Origin of the sequence: Paenarthrobacter sp. NPDC058040 (assembly GCF_042885775.1) — a bacterium.
Lineage (GTDB): Bacteria > Actinomycetota > Actinomycetes > Actinomycetales > Micrococcaceae > Arthrobacter.
Window position 1 is genome coordinate 50,666 of record NZ_JBHVRN010000001.1, and the last position, 22,234, is coordinate 72,899.

Annotated in this window: 22 protein-coding genes; 5 read left to right on the top strand and 17 right to left on the bottom strand. The window is 62.3% G+C overall.

What is annotated here, in order from left to right:
* Window positions 1-269: 269 nt before the first annotated feature.
* Window positions 270-1,640 carry an MFS transporter gene (locus tag ACFVSJ_RS00225; RefSeq protein WP_387432967.1) on the top strand — a complete coding sequence of 457 codons (1,371 nt, stop codon included), beginning with the start codon at window positions 270-272 and terminating at the stop codon, window positions 1,638-1,640.
* Here the strand turns inward: ACFVSJ_RS00225 and ACFVSJ_RS00230 are convergent.
* The gene (locus tag ACFVSJ_RS00230) at window positions 1,627-1,872 is read right to left on the bottom strand and encodes a hypothetical protein (RefSeq protein WP_387432969.1); all 246 of its coding nucleotides are present in this window, start codon (window positions 1,870-1,872) and stop codon (window positions 1,627-1,629) included. The genes ACFVSJ_RS00225 and ACFVSJ_RS00230 overlap by 14 nt on opposite strands.
* Before the next feature lie 121 nt (window positions 1,873-1,993).
* On the opposite strand from ACFVSJ_RS00230, the gene ACFVSJ_RS00235 reads away from it, so the two are divergent.
* Window positions 1,994-2,446, top strand: a complete 453-nt coding sequence (locus ACFVSJ_RS00235) for an SRPBCC family protein (protein WP_387432971.1) — start codon at window positions 1,994-1,996, stop codon at window positions 2,444-2,446.
* 2 nt (window positions 2,447-2,448) lie between these two features.
* Here the strand turns inward: ACFVSJ_RS00235 and helR are convergent, their stop codons facing one another.
* Window positions 2,449-4,614 (bottom strand): RNA polymerase recycling motor ATPase HelR, encoded by a 2,166-nt coding sequence (gene helR, locus ACFVSJ_RS00240; RefSeq protein WP_387432972.1) that lies wholly within the window; start codon window positions 4,612-4,614, stop codon window positions 2,449-2,451.
* 431 nt (window positions 4,615-5,045) lie between these two features.
* Here helR and ACFVSJ_RS00245 point away from each other — a divergent pair, with 431 nt between their 5' ends.
* Both ACFVSJ_RS00245 and ACFVSJ_RS00250 read left to right on the top strand, forming a co-directional pair.
* Window positions 5,046-5,285 (top strand): hypothetical protein, encoded by a 240-nt coding sequence (locus ACFVSJ_RS00245; RefSeq protein ID WP_387432974.1) that lies wholly within the window; start codon window positions 5,046-5,048, stop codon window positions 5,283-5,285.
* Window positions 5,286-5,584: 299 nt separating this feature from the next.
* Window positions 5,585-6,154, top strand: a complete 570-nt coding sequence (locus tag ACFVSJ_RS00250; protein WP_387432975.1) for a hypothetical protein — start codon at window positions 5,585-5,587, stop codon at window positions 6,152-6,154.
* 155 nt (window positions 6,155-6,309) lie between these two features.
* On the opposite strand, the gene ACFVSJ_RS00255 is transcribed toward ACFVSJ_RS00250, so the two are convergent.
* From ACFVSJ_RS00255 to ACFVSJ_RS00300, 10 genes are all read right to left on the bottom strand, one after another.
* Window positions 6,310-7,059, bottom strand: coding sequence for a DUF1648 domain-containing protein (locus ACFVSJ_RS00255; RefSeq protein ID WP_387432977.1), 750 nt, complete (start codon window positions 7,057-7,059; stop codon window positions 6,310-6,312).
* A gap of 124 nt (window positions 7,060-7,183) precedes the next feature.
* On the bottom strand, window positions 7,184-8,371 hold the full coding sequence (locus tag ACFVSJ_RS00260; RefSeq protein ID WP_387432979.1) for a TerC family protein: 1,188 nt from the start codon (window positions 8,369-8,371) through the stop codon (window positions 7,184-7,186).
* A 170-nt stretch (window positions 8,372-8,541) separates the two neighbouring features.
* Complete coding sequence (locus tag ACFVSJ_RS00265) at window positions 8,542-9,828, bottom strand: ATP-binding protein (protein WP_387432982.1); 1,287 nt, start codon at window positions 9,826-9,828, stop codon at window positions 8,542-8,544.
* 55 nt (window positions 9,829-9,883) lie between these two features.
* The gene (locus ACFVSJ_RS00270) at window positions 9,884-10,264 is read right to left on the bottom strand and encodes an NIPSNAP family protein (protein WP_387432984.1); all 381 of its coding nucleotides are present in this window, start codon (window positions 10,262-10,264) and stop codon (window positions 9,884-9,886) included.
* Window positions 10,261-11,118 carry a pyrroline-5-carboxylate reductase gene (proC, locus tag ACFVSJ_RS00275; protein WP_387432987.1) on the bottom strand — a complete coding sequence of 286 codons (858 nt, stop codon included), beginning with the start codon at window positions 11,116-11,118 and terminating at the stop codon, window positions 10,261-10,263. Before proC ends, ACFVSJ_RS00270 begins: the two co-directional genes overlap by 4 nt.
* A 1-nt stretch (window position 11,119) precedes the next feature.
* Window positions 11,120-12,622 carry an aminopeptidase P family protein gene (locus tag ACFVSJ_RS00280; RefSeq protein WP_387432990.1) on the bottom strand — a complete coding sequence of 501 codons (1,503 nt, stop codon included), beginning with the start codon at window positions 12,620-12,622 and terminating at the stop codon, window positions 11,120-11,122.
* Between the two features lie 53 nt (window positions 12,623-12,675).
* Entirely contained in the window at window positions 12,676-14,133 is a 1,458-nt protein-coding gene (locus ACFVSJ_RS00285; RefSeq protein WP_387432992.1) for an APC family permease, read from the bottom strand.
* A gap of 88 nt (window positions 14,134-14,221) precedes the next feature.
* Window positions 14,222-15,796, bottom strand: coding sequence for a hydantoinase B/oxoprolinase family protein (locus tag ACFVSJ_RS00290; RefSeq protein ID WP_387432994.1), 1,575 nt, complete (start codon window positions 15,794-15,796; stop codon window positions 14,222-14,224).
* Entirely contained in the window at window positions 15,796-17,802 is a 2,007-nt protein-coding gene (locus ACFVSJ_RS00295) for a hydantoinase/oxoprolinase family protein (protein WP_387432996.1), read from the bottom strand. The genes ACFVSJ_RS00290 and ACFVSJ_RS00295 overlap by 1 nt, the downstream gene beginning before the upstream one ends.
* Entirely contained in the window at window positions 17,799-18,158 is a 360-nt protein-coding gene (locus ACFVSJ_RS00300; RefSeq protein ID WP_387432999.1) for an antibiotic biosynthesis monooxygenase family protein, read from the bottom strand. The genes ACFVSJ_RS00295 and ACFVSJ_RS00300 overlap by 4 nt, the downstream gene beginning before the upstream one ends.
* Window positions 18,159-18,396: 238 nt before the next feature.
* On the opposite strand from ACFVSJ_RS00300, the gene ACFVSJ_RS00305 reads away from it, so the two are divergent.
* Window positions 18,397-19,080 (top strand): TetR/AcrR family transcriptional regulator, encoded by a 684-nt coding sequence (locus ACFVSJ_RS00305; RefSeq protein ID WP_387433001.1) that lies wholly within the window; start codon window positions 18,397-18,399, stop codon window positions 19,078-19,080.
* 10 nt (window positions 19,081-19,090) lie between these two features.
* Here ACFVSJ_RS00305 and ACFVSJ_RS00310 read toward each other — a convergent pair whose 3' ends face one another.
* From ACFVSJ_RS00310 to ACFVSJ_RS00330, 5 genes are all read right to left on the bottom strand, one after another.
* The gene (locus tag ACFVSJ_RS00310) at window positions 19,091-19,990 is read right to left on the bottom strand and encodes an FG-GAP repeat domain-containing protein (protein WP_387433003.1); all 900 of its coding nucleotides are present in this window, start codon (window positions 19,988-19,990) and stop codon (window positions 19,091-19,093) included.
* A gap of 88 nt (window positions 19,991-20,078) precedes the next feature.
* On the bottom strand, window positions 20,079-20,486 hold the full coding sequence (locus ACFVSJ_RS00315) for an SRPBCC domain-containing protein (RefSeq protein WP_387433004.1): 408 nt from the start codon (window positions 20,484-20,486) through the stop codon (window positions 20,079-20,081).
* Window positions 20,483-20,794, bottom strand: coding sequence for an ArsR/SmtB family transcription factor (locus tag ACFVSJ_RS00320; RefSeq protein ID WP_387433006.1), 312 nt, complete (start codon window positions 20,792-20,794; stop codon window positions 20,483-20,485). Before ACFVSJ_RS00320 ends, ACFVSJ_RS00315 begins: the two co-directional genes overlap by 4 nt.
* Before the next feature lie 206 nt (window positions 20,795-21,000).
* Window positions 21,001-21,237: a hypothetical protein gene (locus ACFVSJ_RS00325; RefSeq protein ID WP_387433008.1), complete on the bottom strand. Its 237-nt coding sequence runs from the start codon at window positions 21,235-21,237 to the stop codon at window positions 21,001-21,003.
* A 162-nt stretch (window positions 21,238-21,399) separates the two neighbouring features.
* Entirely contained in the window at window positions 21,400-21,984 is a 585-nt protein-coding gene (locus tag ACFVSJ_RS00330) for a class I SAM-dependent methyltransferase (protein WP_387433009.1), read from the bottom strand.
* Between the last annotated feature and the right edge of the window lie 250 nt (window positions 21,985-22,234).

The following is a 22,234-nucleotide window of genomic DNA, read 5'->3' on the forward strand; positions in this document are numbered from 1 at the left end:
GAGACGCTTGCCCCGTCGACGAAGATTTCACAGGTCACCGACGAATCGGTGCAGAAATCTCCGGAAACTGTGAGGCGGCGAGATTCTGCTGGATCATCCGCCACAGCCGTTCAGGGAGGGCCCGGGAACGAGGGCTTCCGGCGAGTGGGACTCGGAATGATCCAGCAAAAAGTTCAATCGCGCGCCGCACCCCCACCCTAAGAGTTGGGGCGTCCCACCCTGCGGGCCCGTTTCGTGACCCGAGGCAACGATGCACCAGACTGGGGTAGGTGACCACCAACAACTCCCGTCCAGGCTTGGCCATCGCCGCACTCAGCATCGGTACAGCGCTGAATCCGCTGAACTCGTCGATGATCGCGGTGGCGCTGGTGGTGCTGCGGGAGGACTTCGCGCTCGACGTCGCCACGGTCACCTGGGTGATCACCGCCTTCTACCTCGCTTCTGCCGCCGGCCAGCCGCTCATGGGCAGGTTCGCTGATCGCTTTGGCCCACGCCGTTTGTTCACCTTCGGCATGGCGCTGGTGGCAGTGACGTGCGCGATCGCGCCGTTCCTGCCGAACTTCGCGCTGGTGTGCGTTGCCCGCGCGTTCATGGCGGTGGGAACAGCGACGGCGTACCCGTCCGCCGTCGTCATGGTTACCGACCTCAGCCGGCTGGCAAAGGTGCCCACCACCCGGCCGCTGGGCAGGATCCAGATGGCCAATACCTCGGCCGCAGCCATCGGGCCGGTGGTCGGCGGCCTGCTGGTGAGCTTGTTCGACTGGCAGGCATTGTTCGTGATCAACGTGCCGCTCGCGCTCATTGCCCTGTTGGTGGTGCAACGCACCGCGCCCGCCGACGCCGGCCGCGAAACGGGCTCCCTCGGGAAACTGATCCGCGATTCGGACATCCCCGGCATCCTCGCTTTCGTGGTCTCACTCATGCTGGCGATGATGGCCCTGCTCAATGTCATGCCCGACTACCGGTGGTATCTGCTGGGTGCCGCCATCCTCATCGCCGCCCTGTTTGCGTGGCGTGAACTCCGCTTCAGCCCGCCGTTCCTGGACCTGCGGTTGCTCGGCCGGAACCGCCCGCTGTTGCTGGTCTACCTCCTGTTCATAGTGTTCAGCGGGGTCTACTACTTTGCGTTCTTCGGCCTTCCGCAGTTGCTCCAGGAAGCAGGAAACTACGACGCCGGACTGGTAGGCCTGCTCATGCTTCCCCTCGCGTCGATGTCGGTTCTGGTGACGCCGCTGACCGTCCGGCTGATCGAGCGGTTCGGCGTCCGGACCGTGCTTATTGCCGGAGTGTTGGTGCTGACGGTTGCCTCCGCGGCGCTCGGGCTGCTGACTTTGTCCCTGTGGCCACCTCTCGTGCTGGTGCTCACAGCCGTCATGGGTGTGCCGTATGGCGCAGTCAGCACGGCATCCAACCAAGGGCTGTACGTTTCTGCACGGCCGGAAGAGCGTGGCGTTGCGGCCGGGATCTTCCAGACCTGCCGGTACTTGGGCGCGATTACAGCCACCGTGCTGATCGGTGTGTTCTATGGGCCGGGCGTGAACCAAGCGAACTGGGGCCTGATGGTCCTGGTGATGCTGGCGTTGAGCCTCGTGGTGATTGTGCTGTCCGTGATGTGGAGGAAGCCGGCTAGTCCGGCATGATCCGGATGCTGACCTCGGGCAGCTTTTCGATGATCCGGCGCGGTATGTTCCCCTGGAAGGCGAGCCAAAGGATGTGCCCGCTCGGCGTCACGGACTCCACCTTTCCGCTGTCCACGAACTGCCCGTGATCGTAGACCTCCACGTTCCGTCCCCTGAGTCCGGTCCAGTCGGTGGCCACAACCCATCCGATGCCCGGTTCGACGCCGTTCTTGGTTCCGCGTATTTCAGTCATGAGTCATCCCTCTTTTGCGCATGAGTCTTTCCAAGTCAGGGACGCCCGTGGAAGGTTCATGACGCAGATGCGGGAATCAATGTCTACTGACGTGGCCGACCGCCGGCGGTAGCATCTGAACATGTCCAACGACTCGGCCATCAAGGCAAACACCGTGAGCAAGACGTTCAGCCGTACCACGCAGGTTTCCGCCACTATTGATGCGACCCCAGCGAAGGTCTGGAGCTTGCTGACCACGGCGGGCAACTACCCCCAGTGGAACTCCACCATCGTTTCGCTGGAGGGTGAGATCACGCCCGGTTCCGCTATCAGGCTCGTGTCCACGCTGGACCCGAGCCGGACGTTCAAGCTCAAGATCAAGGAGTTTGAGCCCGCCCGGCGCCTCTCTTGGGGCGACGCGCTGGGCACCCGGGTCTACACGCTGACGGAAACCAACGGCGGCACGCGGTTCGAAATGAATGAGCGCATTGGCGGCCCGGTGTTCCCGCTGTTTGCTGGCAAGATCCCGTCCTTCGACGCGAGCTTTGAGCAGTTCGCGGCCGACCTCAAGTCTGCCGCGGAGAAGGACAGCTGAATTTACGACGCCGGCAGTTGGGTTCCGCTGTTAAGGATCACCAGCTGCTGCGTCGCGCGGGTCATGGCGACGTAGCGGTCCACGGCTCCCTCGATGCCGGCTCCAAACGAGTCTGGATCAACGAGGACCACCAGATCGAACTCGAGTCCCTTCACCAGTTCCGGTAACAGCACACGGATGCGTGGCGACGCTGGGAGCGAGCCCAGTCCGGCGTCGTGCGTTGCTATGACGCAAGCCGTCCCTTCAGCGTTGGCTGCGAGCCATTCTGTGAGCAACTGCCCAAGGTCGCCGAGCGAGCCGTACCGCACGGGCGGTCCGCTGCGGATGGATGAGGGCACGTTGGCGTCGGGGAGGGCTTTCCGGATCACGGGCTCGGCCGCCGCCATGACCTCCTCCGGGGTGCGGTAGTTGATGGTGAGGTTGGTCCGGTGGACGGTGCCGAGCCCGACGCGTTCCAACCGCTCCTCCCACGATTCGCGAAAGCCGTGGCGCGCCTGAGCGCGGTCGCCCACCACGGTAAAGCTCCGCGACGGGCAGCGCTGCAGGAGCATCTGCCATTCGGCGTCGGTGAGTTCCTGGGCCTCGTCCACCATGATGTGCGCGAACGGGCCGGCCAGGACGTCGGGGTCCACTACCGGCGTATCCTCGGTGAGCTTCTCCTGCATGTCCTCGCCGCGGAGCATGGACATGACCATGAGTTCGGAATCGTCGGCCGCGATGAGGTCCTCCACCACGCGGTCCATGAGTTCCTTTTCTGCTGCGGCTGTTGCTCTTTGCTTGTTCCTGCGGATGGAGGCCTCCGGGTCGCCGAGCCGTTGCCGGGCCGCGTCGAGGAGCGGGAGGTCGGGGATGGTCCAGGCTGTGGGGTTGGCGCGCTGGAGGATTTTGGTTTCGTCTTCAGCGAGCCAGGGCGCGCACAGCTTCAGGAATGCCGGGACGCGCCAGAGGTCCGCGACCAACTCGGCGTAGTCCAGCAGTGGCCACGCTTTGGTGAACGCTTCTCTTAGCTCCGTGTTCTGCGCAAAGGTCCTTCTGAGGAGGTCCTCGGGAATCTCGTCGGTATCGAACTTGTCCAGCAGGATGGTGACGAGTTCGTCCCAGACCTCATCGCGGGCCTCGTTGTGCGGGGTGCCCCGGCTGGGCGCGCTAAAGGCTTCGGCCCACTCCTCCTCGCTGAGCCATACATCGGCCCACGGCGTCTCAATGTCCATGCCTTCCTTGGGCGGTTCCTCGTATAACCGGATCGCCCTTTCGATCGCCTTGACCATCTCCTTGGTGGATTTCAAACGTACGACGGCGGTGTCCGGCTCGGGTGCAGCAGAGGCTCCTTCGGGAACCAGATCGCGGATGGTGCACGTCTGCACGCCCTCTTCGCCGAGGTTTGGGAGGACGTCCGCAACGTAGTTCAAATAGGGACGGTGTGGGCCGATAAACAGCACCCCGCCGCGGCGATGCTCGAGCTTTGGGTCGGAGTAGAGCAGGTACGCGGCCCGGTGCAAGGCGACCACGGTCTTGCCGGTACCGGGACCGCCGTCGACCACCAACGCACCACGGGACGAAGCCCGGATGATTGAGTCCTGGTCCGCTTGGATGGTGCCGAGCACGTCGCGCATCTTTGCGGAGCGGCTGGTGCCCAGGCTGGCGATGAAGGCGGAGAGGTCCTCGAGGGCTGCGGTGTTCTCTTGGTTGTTTTTGCCGAAGACGTCGTCCCAATAGTCCGTGATCCTGCCGCGGGTCCAGCGGTAGCGGCGACGGCTGGCGAGGCCCATGGGGTTGGCATGGGTGGCGCCGAAGAAGGGTTCGGCAGCGGGGGAGCGCCAGTCGACAAGGAGGCGTTGGCCGTCGCTGTCCGTGAGTCCGAGGCGGCCGATGTAGAGAGGCTCTTCTTGCGTGATGACGCGGCCCAGGCACAGGTCCAGGCCGAACTTTTTCAGGGCTTTGAGTCTGCCCGTGAGCCGGCGGATTTCGATGTCCTTCTCAACCGCTTCTTGTCCGAAGCGGCTTGGGGCTTTCTTGATGGCTTCGAGTTGCTGTTCGAGGTTGGCCACGGTGTGTTCCAGTGTTTCGCCGATGGCTGCGAAGCGCTCCTCGTCGGCCGCGATGAGGGATGGATCGGCTTTGGGGGATAGGTGCTCGGGCAGGTTGAAGGCACTGGTTGCGAGAGGCATGGGAGCTCCTTGGTCCGGATTCGGCTCTCAATTGTGCAGGAGCCCCTGGGCCTTGCGGCAAGGCCCCCTGTGCCGTATAGATTGAAAGTGAGGAGAGGTGTTCTCCTCTTTTTTGTGGGCTTTTCGGGGCTCCGTTTCGATGCTTAGCTGCGCAGTGTGCCGTGCGCGCCATCGAATCGGCAGCGAGCCATCGAAACGGACGCTGTGCCCGGCGCGACCATTTCGACGCTTCCCTGCACGTTAGACGGTAGGAATCGTCTATCGTACAGCGAGCCATCGAAACGGTGCGTGGTCCGTTCTTGGAGATGCCCGGCGAACTTGTAGTCTTGTCCAGGCTGATGCCTATCGGCCCATCATCCGCACTGCAGAGCGGGTACGGTGTGCCCCGCCGAGGGTCCCAGCCCGCATATGTCACTGAAGAAGGACAATTCTTGAAGAAGCCGATGTTTGTTTTTCTTGTGACGGCAACTGCTATTCTGCTAGCCGTGCCCGCAGCGTGGCTCACTGCTTGGCTCATGAGCGGAAAGACACCCAGTCCTTTGGTGATTGGGGTTGGAATCGTCGTGGGGTTGTTGGTAGGCGTCATTGCTGGTTCACGGTTCTGGGATGACCGACAGGCGATTCGCCAGCGGATCGCTGAGGACAGTGAGGATGCTGACCAAGCAATATGAGCACCCGAGATCCCCAGCAGTTCGTTCGTGAGTTGATTGCTGAACATCCCTATCTCCAGTCGATCTATGCGGGGCACTTGGAAGACAACAACGGGGAACTTCTGCCACTTGTTGATGGCTGACATTTGCAGATGGGCAGAGCAAAAACTTTCAGATACGGACATGAGGCAGGCACGGGCGTGGGATCAGCAGGGAATGAGTGGCACAAGGTTGGCCCTGGCCAAGCGAGGAAAGCGGCGAAGGTTTACGCATCCCTTGGTGATCGCACGCCGAGGGAGCGGGCCAGCACTGTTGGTTCCATGTCATACACCCTGACCATGGCTTCGCTCGCTGGCTTGGTTGTACGCCGTGGCGGTGTCACTGCCATGCGCGGAACAGACCACGACTTCCAGCGGGTGGTCGGGGTGAGGGCCATTCTCGTGGCAGGAACTGCCATCCTGTTCGTGATCCTGATGAATTACATCGTGCCTTTGGAACAACGATTCGGTGTGTTCGTGGCAGCCGAGTTGGTCATCGTGGGTCTGTTTCTAGCCATCCTGCCCTCTCGAAGGTTCCACCGAGCACGTGGCGTACTCCCCAATCTTCGTGAGTGGAAGAAGCGGCTCGGGGTCAAGGAAGTGTGGATGCTCTACGCCTTGATCCACGATCCGGAGCTACCTGAAGACGAACTCGAGAGTGCTGTAAATTCGCTGATGCCGGACCTTGGAGCTGGAACGGCAGCAATCGTTTGCACAACGGCCGAATCGCAGGTGAGAGTCTTGGAGCGCCTCGGACTGGTGCGCGACAGCCCGGACTCAGGGTTGCTATTCCGGAAATCAGGCCAAGCGCGCAGTGCTGCCGACGACGGACTGGCAGCGGAGCCGGTCTAAAGCCGCAACCGACACGTATCTGAGCCGGTACAGAGGTCTTTCCGCCAGGGTTTGGCGGCGCCGGTGATAAAGCCTGATGTTCGAAGAGGAGCAGATGCTTCTCGTTTGGCCTCCCTGCACTGTCCGGACTGTGAGCTATCGAAATCTTAGGTTCGTCAGAGGGCTGCCATCGCGCCTAGAGCCAGTGGAGCGACCACAAAGACGACCAGGAAAATGACGCTGACGGCACGTCCTTTGGGACTACCCACGTTTACCGTCAGGCCGATGCCGGTTCCGGATCGTTTGGGAACCAGAATGTGTGGGTCGTCTGGATTGTTGTAGAGGATGCCCGCAATCCAGAGCTTCTCTTCTTCCTCTTCCGCCGCTGTGGGGCGAATTCCCCGGCTCAGTGCCGTCCGATGGGCCCATCGGGAAGCTGAGGCATAAGAAAGCGGTATAACTCCAAGAATCAGTGCAGTGAGCAGAAGCGCTGGCCAAGAAGAAACATGGTTCGGATTCGCCCATCCTGCCACGGCAAAAAATCCGGATAAGACTGCGATCAGGATCGTGGTGCTGCCCAAGGTCGCGATAGTGCCGCGGATCATGCCTTCCCGGCGATAGAGCTCCCAGAGGCTCGGTTCATTGTCCGGAATTATCATCTTCGGCACCGCTGCTGTGACGATAGCCAGAAGCGCGATGACGCCCGCAGCCACCAGCAGAGGAAAGAAAACCGAGCCAAAGGTTTTCGGGGACCAGCTGTCGGGACTTCCATCTGGTCCCCAGTGGGTGGGAACAACCTCGGGAAGCGACTCATAGGTGATGCCTCCGTAGACGAAGCACGTCACAAGAATCAGGACCGCCACTAGATGCAGCAGCCAAATCAGGCCGCGCCCGCCCTTGGTGCGAGTTTCAGTTGCGTTGGTCACGAACGCCAGCCTAGTCCGGCGGGAGACATCCCATCGCCGTTTCGACGCTTCGCTGCGCGTTAGACGGTACGAATCGTCTAGCGCGCAGCGGGCCATCGAAACGGGCACATCTGGGAGGAAGCGGTCAGCGCCGCAGGAACTCCTCGTGCTGCCGGTGCGCTTCCCTCACTTGCTCGCGGATCGTCTCCACGTCCTTCGCCTTGTTCCGGTACTTCAGCGGCATCTGCACGATCTGCGCTTCCTCCGCGGTCAGTGCACGGTAGATGCGCTCGCGTTCGGCGGCGTCCGCGGTGTAGTCGAGGTCGAGGTAGTCCACGGCGTGCCGGCGGGCGTTGTTGATGGCTGTCTGGGCTTTGCCGGCCGGGCTGAGCAGGGACAGGATCACCGTGATGACCAAGGTTCCACAGATCACGCTGAGGGACAGGCCCGTGGAGATCTCGAGGACGTTGACGTGCTCGCCGCCGTTGATGAACGGGAGGTTGTTCTCATGCAGGGCGTGCAGGATGAGCTTGACGCCGATGAACGCCAGGATCGCGGCGAGGCCGTAGGACAGGTAGATGAGCCGGTCCAGCAATCCGTCGATCAGGAAGTACAGCTGCCGCAGGCCCATGAGCGAGAAGGCAGTGGCCGTGAACACGATGAACACGTTCTGCGTCAGGCCGAAGATGGCCGGAATGGAGTCGAGCGCGAACAGGATGTCCGTGCCGCCGATCGCCACCATCACCAGGAGCATGGGGGTTAGCGCACGCTTGCCGTTGACCACCGTGAAGAGCTTGTCGCCGTCGTACTTATCGGTGGTGTGGAAGAGCTTTTTGGCGAGCCGGATCATGAAGTTGTTCGCTTGATCGTCCCCGTGGTCTCCGGGCTTGAGGAGGTTTCCCGCGGTCAGCAGGAGGATCAGGCCGAACAGGTAGAACACCCACGCGAACGAGTTGATCAGCGCGGCGCCCAGGAAGATGAATCCGGTGCGGGCGATGAGCGAGAAGACAATGCCGAACAGCAGCACCTTCTGCTGGTCCTCACGCGGGACGCGGAAGCTCGCCATGATGATGAGGAAGACGAAGAGGTTGTCGACCGAGAGGGCCTTCTCAGTAATGTAGCCGGCGAAGTATTCCGACCCCATTTGGGCCCCGCCGAAAATCAGGACAAGGATGCCGAAAACGACCGCCAGACCCACATAAATGGACGACCAGATTGCTGCTTCCTTCAGCGACGGAACGTGTGCTTTGCGGATGTGGAAGAAGTAGTCGAACGCCAGGAGCGCGAGAATAACAACGATTGTGAGACCCCAAATGAGGGGAGAGACGGTCATGTGATCCTGCTTTCGTGGTCCGGGGCGTGTAACTCAGCGAGGGTCAAAAACTCTTTCCACAAACTTACCGGGTTGGGTGGCCCCCTGTCGGGTCGCGGCTTGGGAGGGGCGTACGACGGCGGGTGGTTGGGTCGGGTTGGTGGCGCCCCGGGCCATTCGGTGCGTTCAGCTCAGACCCTCGCAATGCGTTCAATATCTTCAAGGAAGTCATGAACCACAGCTTCGGTGACCGTCGCCCTCGTCCCTTCGATGGCCTGAAGGTACTCCGCCGTGGTCAGCGGTATCGCATTCGTTTGTGATTGACCGGTGCGTACCGCAGATTCCAAGGCCTTCTGCGAGGCTTTCCTGGCCGCGAATTCGATATCGGCAGGAGAGAACCGTTCGGTGGCTTTGGCCAGGACTTCGGCATCGACATGTAGGGCGAAGGCAGCCGGTATGTAGCGGCTCCAGATGGCTTGGCGAGCCAGCAGGTCGGGTGGCCCAATGGGAATGACGTAGTCGAACCGGCCATGACGCAGGAAGGCATTATCCAAGGCCCGGATGAAGTTCGTGGCACAAATAAGGATTCGGCCTTCCTGCTCGCGGAATGCGGGGATGATTTTCAAAAGCTCATTGGTCACTCCCTGCAGTGGAGACGTTGCTTCACCTGTGCGGGCCGAAGCAATTTCCTCCACCTCGTCAATGAACACCACTGCGTGTTCCAGGTGGCTGATGTCCGAGAATACCTGGCGCAGCGCTCCAGCAAGGCCTTGCGGGTGGGCAGCCAAACGGGACGGGAAAACTTCGACGAAAGGCCAATCCAGCCTGGAAGCTATGGCCTTGGCGAAGGTGGTCTTGCCGGTTCCCGGTGGCCCAAAGAGAACCACTGAGCGAGGCGGGGTCACGCCCAGGGATTTGGCGAGTTCGGCCCGGGCCAAGGGAAGGACGAGGCGTTGCTCTATCAGGTGTTTCTCGTGATGCATGCCGGCAAGGGCGTCCCACAAGCCATGGGGCAGGAGCCGACCACCCAGTTGGTTCAGGCGGCCGGTTTCCGTGGGACGGAGAGGGATGGTTCGCTCAAAGTAGTGCAAATCCGCTTCCACCCGGTAGTCGCTGTTGCGAAAGGCCCGGACCCTGGTCTCCGAGGCCGGCAGCAGCGCCGAAATTCTTCGGACGCCGCGAGCAGCCAGACGCGCCTCAGCTTGTGCCAGGAGCGCGCTCCCCAGGCCACGCTCCCGCCACTCCTTGGCTTGGGCAAGCGTCACCACCCAGGCACGGTCGTCTTGAACCAGACATGCAATGGCACCGACAACCGTCCCCTCGGTTACTGCCACGAGGGCCAGCCCATGGGTGCAGGCGTCCATGATTTCCGCGAGTGTATAGACAGGGTGAACGCCCGATGTTCGCGAGTCACGCCAAACTTCAATGAGCTGATCCAGATCGTCAAGGTGAAAATCGCGGATAGTCCAGGGGCTCAATTGTGCTCTCCCTGCCAGGGCATTACCTCTCGGAGCGGAAGCGGTGGTCACGTTGTCATCCAAGCGGGGAGAATGCGGTTGCTTCCAGGCGTGTCGTCTCTATGGAGGAGACCAGCCATTGAGGCCCGGCGCTGGAGGCATCCCGGATGGCCAACCAACGGGGATCAGCCCGAAAGGCGTTCCAATTCGCCTCCGGATCTCCTTGATGGCTGACCAGATAGACCAACACGTCCTGCTGTCCGAGGTCGCGCCAATAGCCATGACTGGCGATGCCCTTGTCTGCGAATATTTGTACGAGGTGTTGGTCAAATTGCGTGAGCAACTCGTCCCACTTACCGGGAAGGGCATGGTATTTGCGGATTTCGTAGATCGTCGAATTCATCGTGCAAAGCTCCATTTCAGTGTGTTTGTTGAATTCCAGCGAGGGAGCTGTCATCCGGCAAGGTCCTTGGCCCGCCGAACCGCGGCGCCCGCAGCCCGTTCGAAAAGCTCCCGGACATTTCCGTTCTCAAGTACCGAGACAGCCGCGGCCGTGGTTCCTTTGGGACTGGTGACCAGTTGGCGAAGCTCCTGGGGTGATTTTTCGCTGGCAGCCAGCAGTCCGCACGCCCCGATGAACGTTCCGTTGACCAATGCCGAGGCCTGTTCGGGGGTGAATCCCAGATGCTCCGCGACGGTTGTGAGCTGTTCGATCAGATAGAAGACGTACGCCGGACCAGAGCCGGAAATACTGGTTAGCTGGTCGAGTTGGCTTTCAGGGACCGTGAGAACGGAACCGACTGTCTGGAAAAGTGCTTCGGCGATGGCCATGTCTTCGCCTGTCGAACGGGTGCCGGCGCATATGCCGGTCACACCCTTGCCGACGAGGGCCGGCATGTTCGGCATAACGCGGACCACCGAAACGCTCGCGGGGAGATGGGCCTCAATGGTGGTGGTGGTGATGCCTGCAGCCACGCTGATCACGATGGTTCCCTCTGCTACCGAGCCGGATACCTCCCTGAGAACGTGGGCCGTCAGGTGCGGTTTGAGTGCCAGGATGATGATGCCCGCGCCTTGTACCGCTTTGTTGTTGGCGTCCGGATCGAGCTTTGCATCAAAGGCATCTATTCCGGGGAGATCCGCGAATTCCTGCATTTGCCGGGACCAGTGACCACTGATGCTTATGCCGTCGCTGAGGGTTACGTCTGCATTGACGAGCCCTCGGATGATGGCACCGCCCATGGCTCCTGTTCCCAGGACCGCGATCCGGGGAAAGATCCGGGGAAAGGGGTTCATCTCGTTGTGGGGCACTTCAGGACGTCCGTTCTTGGAGATGATCGATCCACGCCTCAACATCGTCGGCAGTGCGCGGTATCAGTGCGGACAAGTTCTCGGCGCCGTGTGCGGTGACCAGGATGTTGTCCTCGATACGCACTCCGATCCCACGCAATTCCATGGGGACGGTGAGGTCGTCGGGGTGGAAGTAGAGCCCTGGCTCGATAGTGAACACCATCCCGGGTTCCAGTACGCCGTCGAGGTACATTTCTCGGCGGGCCTGTGCGCAGTCGTGGACGTCCAGCCCCAAGTGGTGCCCGGTGCCGTGAACCATGTAGCGGCGATGCTGCTGGTTGTCTTCTTCCAGGGCCTCGGACGCAGTGACTGGCAGCAGACCCCATTCGGCTGTCCGGTGGGCAATGACGGACATTGCAGCGTTGTGGATGTCCCGGAAACGGACACCGGGCCGGGCGGCCGCGAAGGCGGCATCCGCCGCTTCAAGCACGACGTCGTAAACCTTGCGTTGGGCGGGTGAGTACTTGCCGTTGACCGGGAATGTGCGGGTGATGTCAGCGGTGTAGTAGCTCTCCATCTCCACGCCGGCATCCAGGAGGCATAGATCTCCGTCAACCACGGGGCCGTCGTTCTGGGTCCAGTGCAGGATGCAGGCATGAGTGCCGGCCGCTGCGATCGTGTTGTAGCCGGTGGCGTTTCCCTCAGCACGGGCCCGGCCGTTGAAGACTCCTTCGATCAGTCGTTCACCCCTGGCGTGGCCGCGACTACGTGGCAGGTCGGCGAGGACATCCGAGAATCCGCGGGCTGTGGCAGCAATGGCCGCCCGGAGCTGGTCCACCTCGTAATCGTCTTTCACGAGCCGGAGCTCGGAGAGATCGCGGGCAAACCGGGCGTCCCGCTCGGCGGCGGATCGTGAGCGGAAGCCGAGCGCCGCCGTCGTACTGGCATCCGCGTCCGCCACTGTCACCGTCGGATGCGTTTCCGCCAGGGCGAGGTCTGCAGCCACGTCCAGGACCCGGTCAAGTTCTGCGATGTCCCGCGTGGCGATTCCGAGGTCAGCGGCGACCTGGGCGAGTGAGGGTCTGGGGCCGATCCAGAACTCACCGATTTCCGGGTTCGAGTAGAACTCGTCGGAGTCCCGCCCGGCACGTTCCCGGAAGTACAGCGTGACGTCGTGGCCATCCCTGACAGGTTCGAAGACGAGCACGGCGCCGGGTTGGGAATCGCTGCCCCATCCCGTGAGCCAGGCGAAGGCCGAGTGTGCGCGGAACGGATAGTCCATGTCATTCGAGCGTTGCTTCAGCGCGCCGGCCGGGATGAGCAGGCGCACGCCGGGGTAGTGAGCGGAGAGCCGTTCGCGGCGAAGGGCGGCGAAGGCTGCCGCTTCCCGGGCTGCGGGCAACGTTTCAGGCTGCCCGGCCCAGTTCATTCCGATGTACGCCTTGAAACTCTCGGAGTTGGGTGTGGTGGAACGGTTCGAGGTGGATGTGGGTCGGGCTTGCGTTTTTGTTGAGGCAGGGGGCATGAAGGCGACCTTTGATGGGTATTGAGCGTACGGCTATCGTGGCGGGACCGTGCTCAGTCCAGGCCGTAGCGCCCGATGTTTTGGTAGAGACCGGGATTGCGACGGCGCATCGACAGTGCCCGGGCAACACCGATTCCCAGAACAACAAGGTTTATGCCGGGGAGGATCCAGTTAATGGGACCGGTTTGGGCGGTGTAGAACTCCATGTTTGCCAGCACCAGGTAGAGGACTATGGCCAAGGAAACCGCTGACAGCGCGGGTGCCACATAGACGGTCCACGGGGATTCCCCGCGCCGGTCCCGCAGGAAGAAGGCAACCACCGCGATTGCTGTGAGGCATTCCATGGCAGGGATGCTGACGGCCACGGGTACGCTTCCCAGGACAAAGAGGTCCAGATACGGATCCAATCCCGCAACAATGCAGAGCACGATCAGGATGAGTGCGAACACGCCGTGGGCGAGGCTGGCCACCCACGGTGCATTGGTCCGGCGGGAGCGGCGGGCAAAGACGGCAGGGATCACCCCATCCCGCGAAAGTGCCACGAGGTAACGCGTGGTGGCGTTGTGGAACGCGCTGACGGAAGCGAACCAGCTCACCACCACAAGGATGGAAATCAGGTTCGCAAGCCAATCGCCGACGTATTGCCGGGCAGCAATGGCGAACATTTCGGTAGGTGTCGCGTTCGCGACGTCCACCACCGTTGCTCCGAAAGCCTGGACGACCGACCATGCAACGAACGATTGCAGCAACGCTATGACGGCGATGGACCCGAACGTCGCACGTCGAAGTGTGCGGACGGGATGCTTGGCTTCCTCCCGGAACAGTGCAGTCGCTTCGAATCCGGCAAAGGCAGCAAAGACCACCAGAAGGACCACCCCGATCTGCCCGCCCGCAATGGCAGCCGGGCTGAAGGCCTCCAGCGAGATTCCTGCCGCACCGCCTTGGCTGACGACGGCGACACCCAGGATGGCGAGCACTGTCACCTCGGCGATCATGAAGGTGCCCAGTACGCGGAGGTTGAGTTCCACGTTCAGCTGACCCAGGATGCCCATGACCACTACGCCACCGATGGCCCACACGGGCCAAGGAACCGCCACGCCGAACAAGGACTGCGCAGTCTGTTCTGCAAAAACCGCGAAGGGGCCAACGGCTCCGGCGGATACCAAGGCGTAGGAAAGGGCTGCGACGAAAGCGACGCCTATGCCCAGGGGACGTCCCAGCCCTGCGGTGATGTAGGAGAAGAGCGCGCCGGCATTCGGGACGTACCTTGTCATGGCCACGTATCCGACGGCGAACAGTGCGAGGAAGCCACCGGCTATGAGGAACATGGCGGCAGTGCCAACACCCCCACGGCCGAGGGCCAGCGGAATCGAACCTACGGCGAACCCCAGGGGAGCGGCCGCGGCGATGACGAAGAAGACAATGTGCCGGGCGCCGAGTGTTCCGGGCAGCGGACTCTTCGGGCCACTCTTACCAGGTGCTGCCGCAATATTCGCGGATCTGTCCGTCATGGCATTTCCCTTCGGTACCAACTATTAGATGTGTTTTTCGGTGGGATTGGCAGGTGCTTTCGGAAGCATCGGGGTGCGGGCATCGTGCTCATTCCGGGGTCCCGAAGCCGCCGCCACCACCGGTGAGGATCTTCAACTCGTCCCCGGCCTCGAGCCACAAGCCATTGACCTTCAGGAGATCCGACCGTTCAACCGAGCCGGTGATTTCCACGCGGGGCGCTTCGCCGGCGGATCCGCCGTCGAGACCCCACGCGGGGGTAACAGAGCGATCGAGCCAGAGGAACAGCTGGGTGGGTTCATCGAAGCGGTAGCTTCGAACGATGCCGTTGCCTCCGCGGTGCCGTCCGGCGCCGCCCGACCCTTGGCGGATCGCGTATTGCGTCACGGTGATGGGGTAGCGGGACTCTAGGGCCTCAACAGGGGTGTTCCGGAAACTGCCATTGAGGACGTTGATTAGTCCGTCGGCTCCGTCTGCATGGGCGGAGGCACCCCAACCGCCGGCATGGGCTTCGACGCAGAGGTAGTCCTGGCCGCGGAGGTCGTTTCCTGCGAAGTAGGTGATCATCGAGTCACCGAATTGGGCGGCCGTGACGCGTCCCGGCAAAACGTCCGCGAAGGCGCTGATGAACAGGTCCACCAGAAGCCCAAGCGTCGTGTAATACCAACCGCAGGCCGCGGGCTCTTCCGCGTGATGCACCGACCCCGGGCGGGTCAGCACCTCAACGTTCCGGAAGCAGCCGCCGTCGAACGACCGTTCGGGGGCGAACAACAGCTTGTAGGCGACGCGGACAGCGGCAACGGCTTGGGCCCGGCCGCAGTTGATGGGGCCGAGGGTCGAATCCGGGCTGCCGGTCAGGTCCACGGTGAGTTGGTCTCCCTGGACGGTGATCTTGATGGGGATGGTGACGGGTTTGTCCAGGACGATGCCGTCGTTGTCCATGGAGCCGATTCCGGAATAGACACCGTCGGGGATGGCTGCGACGGTTTGGCGGTCTGATTCCTCGCTCTGACGGAAAATCTCATCCCGCGCTTGCTCTACCGCGTCCATCCCAAAGCGGCTGACGATGTCCAGCATTCGCCTTTGGCCGATCCGGCAAGCGGCGATCATGGCGTTGATGTCGCCAACAATCATCTCGCCGCTGCGGCTGTTGCGCCGGATGATGTCGATGATGTCCTGTTGCGGGCCTTCCGCTGTGCAGATTTTGACGGGCCCCAACAAGAGGCCTTCTTGGTACACCTCGGTGGTTTCGGTGCCGCCGCCGGGGTCCTTGCCGCCAACATCCGTGACGTCACCGCGGACCGCGACGAAGCCGATGATCCCGCTTTCGTCATGGACGGGTGCGAACAGGGTGACGTCGTTGACGTGGGTTCCCTGGATGTACGGATCGTTCAGGATCACCACGTCTCCGTCGTGCAGCCAATCGGTGCCGCCCCGCCGTCGTAAGGTCTCTTTGATGGCCTCGTCAAGGTTTCCCAGGAACAGCGGCAAGCCGCTGGACTGGCCCAGCACGTCCGCGTTGCGGTCGAGGATGGCGACGGCGGCGTCCTCGTTTTCGTAGAGGAGCGGCTGGAAGGCGGACCGCACGATGGTGGCATGCATGTCCTCGGAAGCGGACAGGAAGAGGTTGCGGACGATTTCTGTTGTTACGACGTCGGTGCTCATCAGCCGACCTTCCTGAGGATCATGGTGCCGATAGGGCCTTGGACTGCCTGCCACGACGGCGGCACCAGGGTGGTTGAGCCGTCTTCCTGAATGACGGCGGGGCCGTCAACTGCCGCGGCGCCAAGGGCGCTGCGGTGCACCACCCGCGCGTCATGATCGACGCCGTCCATGCGAACCTTCCGTACGGATTCGGCGGGCGGGTCTTGAGTCTTGTTGTCGGGTTCGGTGGGTGCGGAACTGACACGCCCGACGGCGGCAAGTCGTGCGTTGACGAATTCCACCGGAGAATCCGGCATCGAATGCCCGTACCGGCGCCGGTAGGCCTCGTGGAACAGCGCGACGAAGTCCTCCCCGGCGGCGACTTCCACCGAGATGGCGTGTTCCTGCCCTACATAGCGCATGTCCGCTGCGAGTTTGAAGGATTGTTCTGCTGCCGGGACGCGCTCGGCGTCCAGCAGTCCAGCACCCTGCGCCTGCAGTTGTTCGGCGGTCCTGCGGAATGCTTGCAGGACCTCGGGGTCATCCGCGAGGCCGGGGACCGGAGCGGAAACGTCGTGCCGGATATCGGCGTGGAGCATGCCCCAGGCTGACAGCACGCCGGTGGCGAAGGGCACGATCACCTCGCGGATGCCGAGTTCGTCCGCGAGGGCGGCGCCGTGGAGCGGCCCGGCCCCGCCGAACGCGACCAGTGAGAAGTCGCGGGCATCGATGCCCCTGCGCAACGTGAGCGTCCGGATGGCGTTGGCCATCATGCCGTTGGCCACCGCGATGATGCCTTCGGCTGCGGTCTGTGCCGGGATCTCCAGGGCCTTGCCCAGCCTGCCCATGGCCATCTCCGCAGCTTCGAGGCTGAGTTTCATGCGGCCTCCGAGGAACCATCCAGGATCGATCCTGCCCAGGACCACTTGCGCGTCGGTGACCGTGGGCTCGGTTCCGCCCTGGCCGTAGCACGCCGGTCCAGGATCGGATCCGGCGCTCTTGGGGCCAACCCGGAGGCCGCCGGCTTCGGCGCGCGCAATGGAACCGCCCCCTGCGCCGATGGTGTGCAGTTCCACCACAGGCATGCGCATCACCTGGTCTGCGATTTCACCTTCCGTGGCAAGGGTCATCCGGCCGTCAACCACCAGGCTGACATCTGAAGACGTTCCGCCCATGTCGATCGCGATGAGGTTGGGCCTGTTGAGGGACTGTGACAAGGTTTCGGCCGCAACCACGCCTCCCGCGGGGCCGCTGAGGATGGTCTGGATGGGTTGGCGCGCCACAAGTTCTGCCGAGCAGATGCCGCCGCTGGAACGCATGACCTGCAGCGGTGCCGTGCATCGGCGTTCGTCGAGCTCCGTGGTGAGCGCGGAGAGGTAGCGGTCAACGGTCCTTGCGACGTATCCCGTGGCCAGGGTGGTGGAGGTCCGTTCGAATTCGCCTTGTTCAGGTGCTACTTCGTGGGAAAGGACCACGGAGGCATTCGGAACCAGTTCCGCGAGTCCTTCCCGCATTTTCTGCTCGTTGGCCGGGTTCCGGTGCGCGTGGAGGAAGGAAACCGCCACGCTGGTGATGCCCTCTTTGTTGAGCCAGTCCGCTAAGCGCCGCACGTCTTCTTGTGACAAGGGGCGCTCGATGGAACCGTCGAAGCGGGTCCGCTCGTCCACGGCAACGATGTCTTCGCTTGCCACCAACGGCTTGAACCGTCCCGGGGTCAGGTTCCAGATCTCTTTGTTGCCCCCGCGGCCCAGGATGGGAACATCCTCAAATCCGGCCGTAGTGATGAGTGCGATGCGCTCGCCTGTGCGGGAGAGGAGAGCATTGAGTCCGGCTGTGGTTCCGTGGACCAGGAACTCGATATCGTCGGTGATCCCGAGCTCGTCCAAGCCACGGAGCATGCCGATACTCGGGTTCTCCGGAGTGCTGAGGGTTTTGTGGAGGACAGTGGTGCCGTCGCGTTTGTCCTGCACCACGATGTCGGTGAAGGTTCCACCGATATCTACTCCAACCCGTAGGGCCTTGGTCATTTTGTATCCTTCTTCATTGGTAATTCCGGGGTAGCGGAGGCAGCACTGCGAAAGTCGTGGACTTCTGACAGCTCCGCGTTGCCCAGCTGGTTATCCGGGTGGTCCAGCAGCGGTTCCAGATCCGTCACGCTGAGTGCCCGTGCCGGGTTGTCCAGCCAGGACTGGTAGGCCGACCGTGATTCCCAGACTGCGCTGACCACCACGAGGTTTTCCTCCGTGAAAGGCACCCGGATTTCTGCCGACAGGCATCCGGCCTGGGCCATGGAAGTGCTGAGGATTTCGCGGTCCTTATAGAAATCCAGCACCTTCTGCACGCAGCCAGGGTGGGGTTTCAAAGAGAGCTGTGACCTGATCAAGGGGTCTTTCCGTTCCGTGCTTTGTCATGTGTTTGAGGCTCGCTGCCGTCATTGAGGACGACGTTGATGGTGAGCGAAGCGTCCGCGGCAGGTTCCGATCCGTTGTCTGGTTTCGCGCCTGTCCAGCTCGCTGCTCGTGTCCGTTGTGACGGAGTCAACACTTTCGCTTGAGTCGAGATTGCCACCTGCTGGAATACCTGTCAAGTGATAGATACTATTTTCCTGAAAGGATGGTGAAATGCCTGCAGAAGTAAGAGCTGTCCGCTCAGGGCGTCCGCGCCGTGTTCCCGACTCAAACACTGAACGCCCGCCCCGGGAGCAGATCCTGGACGCTGCTGCGGCGCTCTTTGCCACCAACGGATTCAGTGCGACCTCAACCAGGGCGATTGCGGAGCGCGTGGGCATTCGCCAGGCGTCGTTGTACTACCACTTCGCAACCAAAGAGGACATCCTTGACGAGCTCCTGACCGCCTCAGTGCGGCCTGGGCTGGACGCTGTCCGCCATCTTGAGGGCCTCGTGCCGGACACCGCCAGTGCGGCCGCCGCGCTTCACGCCTTGGTGGTTTTTGATACGAAGGCGCTCATGAGGGCTACCCACAACTTCGCCATCCTGTGGCTGCTTCCCGAGGTCCAGGGGGAGAGGTACGACGACTTCCGCCTTCAGCGCCAAGAGCTGCAGGCCGCTTATGGTCGGCTTGGAACCGCAGCTTGCTCCGAGGCGGTTGCATCGTCGCTTTCAGAGGAGCAGTTGGGCGCAATCCTGATCCACCTGACGGAGTTGATCAGTCAACTCCGCCGATCCGGTGAGCCCGATGCTTCGTATCCGGAAGCGATTGCCGCAACGGCATTGCGTGCGTGTGGGCTGGATGATGCCGCGATCGTAGCTGCGGCCGCTGAAGCCGAAGGGCTGCCTACCGAGTAACGAGGCAGGATCAAACCAGCGCCGTCATGACGTTCCAGCCTTCGCCGATCTTCTTCCGCGGTTCCAAGTGGCGGCTGCCCACGCCGGGGTAGAGCCAGAGGTCTCCGTTGGTGTCGCGGGCGATGATCTGCGAATACCCGGGGTAATTCCCGTCGAATCTGCCCGTGGCGATGATGGCTGTCATGGTGTTCCAGCCCTCGCCCACCTGCATACGTGGCAGCCATCCACCCTTGCCGTCGCCGGGGTAGAGCCAGAGTCGGCCGCTGGTGTCCCGCGCCATGACGTCCCGTTTCCCGTCTTCGTTGAAATCGCCGCGACCGATCAGGGCTGTCATCACGTTCCATCCTTCGCCAATTTGAACGCGGGGGTGCCAGCCGCCTTGGTGGTCGCCCGGGTACAACCAGAGGCGTCCCTGCACGTCCCGGGCGATGACGTCGGCACAGTAGTCGCCGTCGAAATCGCCGGGTCCCATGATGGCCGTCATGGCGTTCCAGCCCGTGCCAACCTGCGTGCGCGGCTTCAGCGATCCGCCGCCGGTGCCGGGGTAGAGCCACAGATCGCCATTGCGATCGCGGGCCAGCAGGTCGTCACTGAACTCGCTTTGGAATTTCCCTGCGCCGATGATCGCGGTCATGACGTTCCAGCCCTCACCCATTTTGAAGCGGGGCTTCTTCCAGCCGCCACGACCATCGCCGGCGTATACCCACAGATCGCCGGCCGCGTCCCGGGCCAGGACGTCGTCGTAGTAGCCGGTGTTGATGTCGATGCGGTCCCAGTTGTTGAACGCGCGGCCGCCGGTTTGATCGGCGTGGGCAGCGGGAGTCACTGGGCTGAAGAACAGGGCTGCAGCTGTGGCCAGGACTGTCCCCAGGAAAAGTGGACCTTTATGCGGCGATTTCGATCGGTTCATCACTGTTACCCCCATTAGCAACATAGCCATCACACGATGCACGGGAGCTTAGCCCGATCGGGCTGGTTTTGTTAGGGGTCAGGCCGACTTAGCTGGCGTTGACCAGCACCTCATCGATCCGCGCGATCAGGCCGGGCCAGCCGTTGCCCATGCCTTCGATGGCCGTGCGACCCATCGGGGTATCCACGTTGAATCCGGCGTGCTCGAAGTGAAGGGTGGTGCCGTTCTCCGTAGCTTCCAGCGCCCAGGTGATGGTGGTGTCCAGGACGCCTTCTGCGAAGACGAACGTGATTGACTTGCCGGGTTCGACGGCGGTGACCTCGCACTGCTGCTGGCCCCACCGGTCCATGTCCATGGTGAAGCGGTGGCCGACCACGGGTGCGATGTCGCCCGGCGCCCACCACTTGGCGAGGAGATCCGGCGTCGTCAGAGCTGCCCAAACGGCCTCGGGGGAGTGGGCGAAGGTGCGCTCAAGGCGGATGGTGTTCTCAGTCATGGGTTTTCCTTATCCAGTAGTTCGCCCAGCGCGTCGAGCCGCTGGTTCCAATATTGCTCGTAATGCTTCAGCCAGCCGCTGACTTCCTTCAGACCCGCGGCTTGTAGGTGGTAAATCCTGTGCCGGCCCTGCCGCTCTTCGCGGATCAGTCCGGCCTCTTTCAGGACTGTCAGATGTTCCGACGCCGATGAGCGGCTGAGTGCCAGGCGTCCAGTCAGTTCCCCGGCGGACAGGGGACCAGCGAGGAGGCTGTCGAGGATGGTGCGACGCGAGGGATTCGCGAGGGCGCCGAAGACGTCGGGAAGCACGTGATGATGATATGTCGGAAATTTCCGAAATGACAAGTTGGTGTTGGGCGAAGTGGTCCGGTGGAACCTTATGGGTTGGTCGCTCGGCCTGCGGTGGTAGACCGCCCGAGCGTGACTAATCCCGGTTTACTCGCCGTCCGCCCTGGTGCTGGGTTTCCAGAGCGCCAGTATCGTTGCCGGAACTGAGAAAGGCGCAGTGCTGGGCTCTAGTTTTTTGGTTTCCGGTGCAGCCAGGCTCCGTAGAATGCGACAGCGGGGCCGGCAATTCCGCCGTACCACATCAGGTGGAGAGGAGTCTCACTAGGATCAAGTTGTTGCTCATCAATGATGAGTCCCATGGCATACATGGCAATTATCCAGCCGATGAAGAGAATGCCACCTACTGCCATCAGCACTGCAGGAAGAATCCTCTTCTCGCGAATTTGAGAAGCATTGAATGTCATCCTTCGTTCCTCCGTATTGTTGCTGGATTCCGATTGGGGCTAACTCAGCGGTTCTTGAGGACCGCGAACGAAATTAGGTGGTAAAAACCCAAAATTAGGTGATGCAAAAATCATGGAGGTAGTGAAAATGTGCCGCAGCACACCACGCAGGGATGCACTTCTTCAAACCTTGAGACCCTCATAGATGGTGCACGGAACTCTCACTCCCGGAATGCCCGTCGAAACCCGGTACCTCCGGATGTCGACCGTCTGGAACCCGGCCCCTTCGGCATGCAGGGCCATTTCCCGGTCCCACCGGCACCCCCGGTTCAAGGCTGCAGAGATCGGCGATGCTGCTCGTTGGAAGCGACTGACTGCGTTCGACTGGGAGAGCACGTGATCAACCAGCACAATCCGCCCTCCGGGGATGAGAACCCTCCATGCCTCAGCCGCTGCCTGGTTGGGGTCGTCCACCGAGCAGAAGACGAACGTTCCGAGGACTGCATCCACGCTGTTGTCCGCAAGTGGAATGGCCTCCGCCGTCGCGAGCAGGGGTTCACGACGATGTCCATGCTTTCTGGCGTTGGCCGACAACGCAGCGTGCGTGCGGGCACCCGGTTCCAGGCCGATCCACTCCACAGTCGAGTCGAGATCAGCAAAATTCGCTCCGCGTCCCGAACCGATCTCCAGCACGCGACCACTGAGTGTCCTCACCGCGGCTGAGCGCAGTTTGGTGAATTCGCTGAAGGCCAGGTCATCCGCATCCATGCGCCTCACCCTAACAATTCAGCCTCATGCAGACGTGTTCACGCCTATGCACTTCGCTGCTCCAGCCACACCGGTCACGAGAAATTCCTTGCGAAACGCTCAACCAGGAGACCCACGTGCGCCCACAGGCCGTGGCCGAACGCTTGGCAGCCGTGGGGGGGGGGGCGCCCGCGCCCCGGCCCCGCGGGGGGGACCCACCCCCCCCCCCCCCCCCCCCCACCGCGCCCCCCCCCCCCCCCCCCGCCGAAGG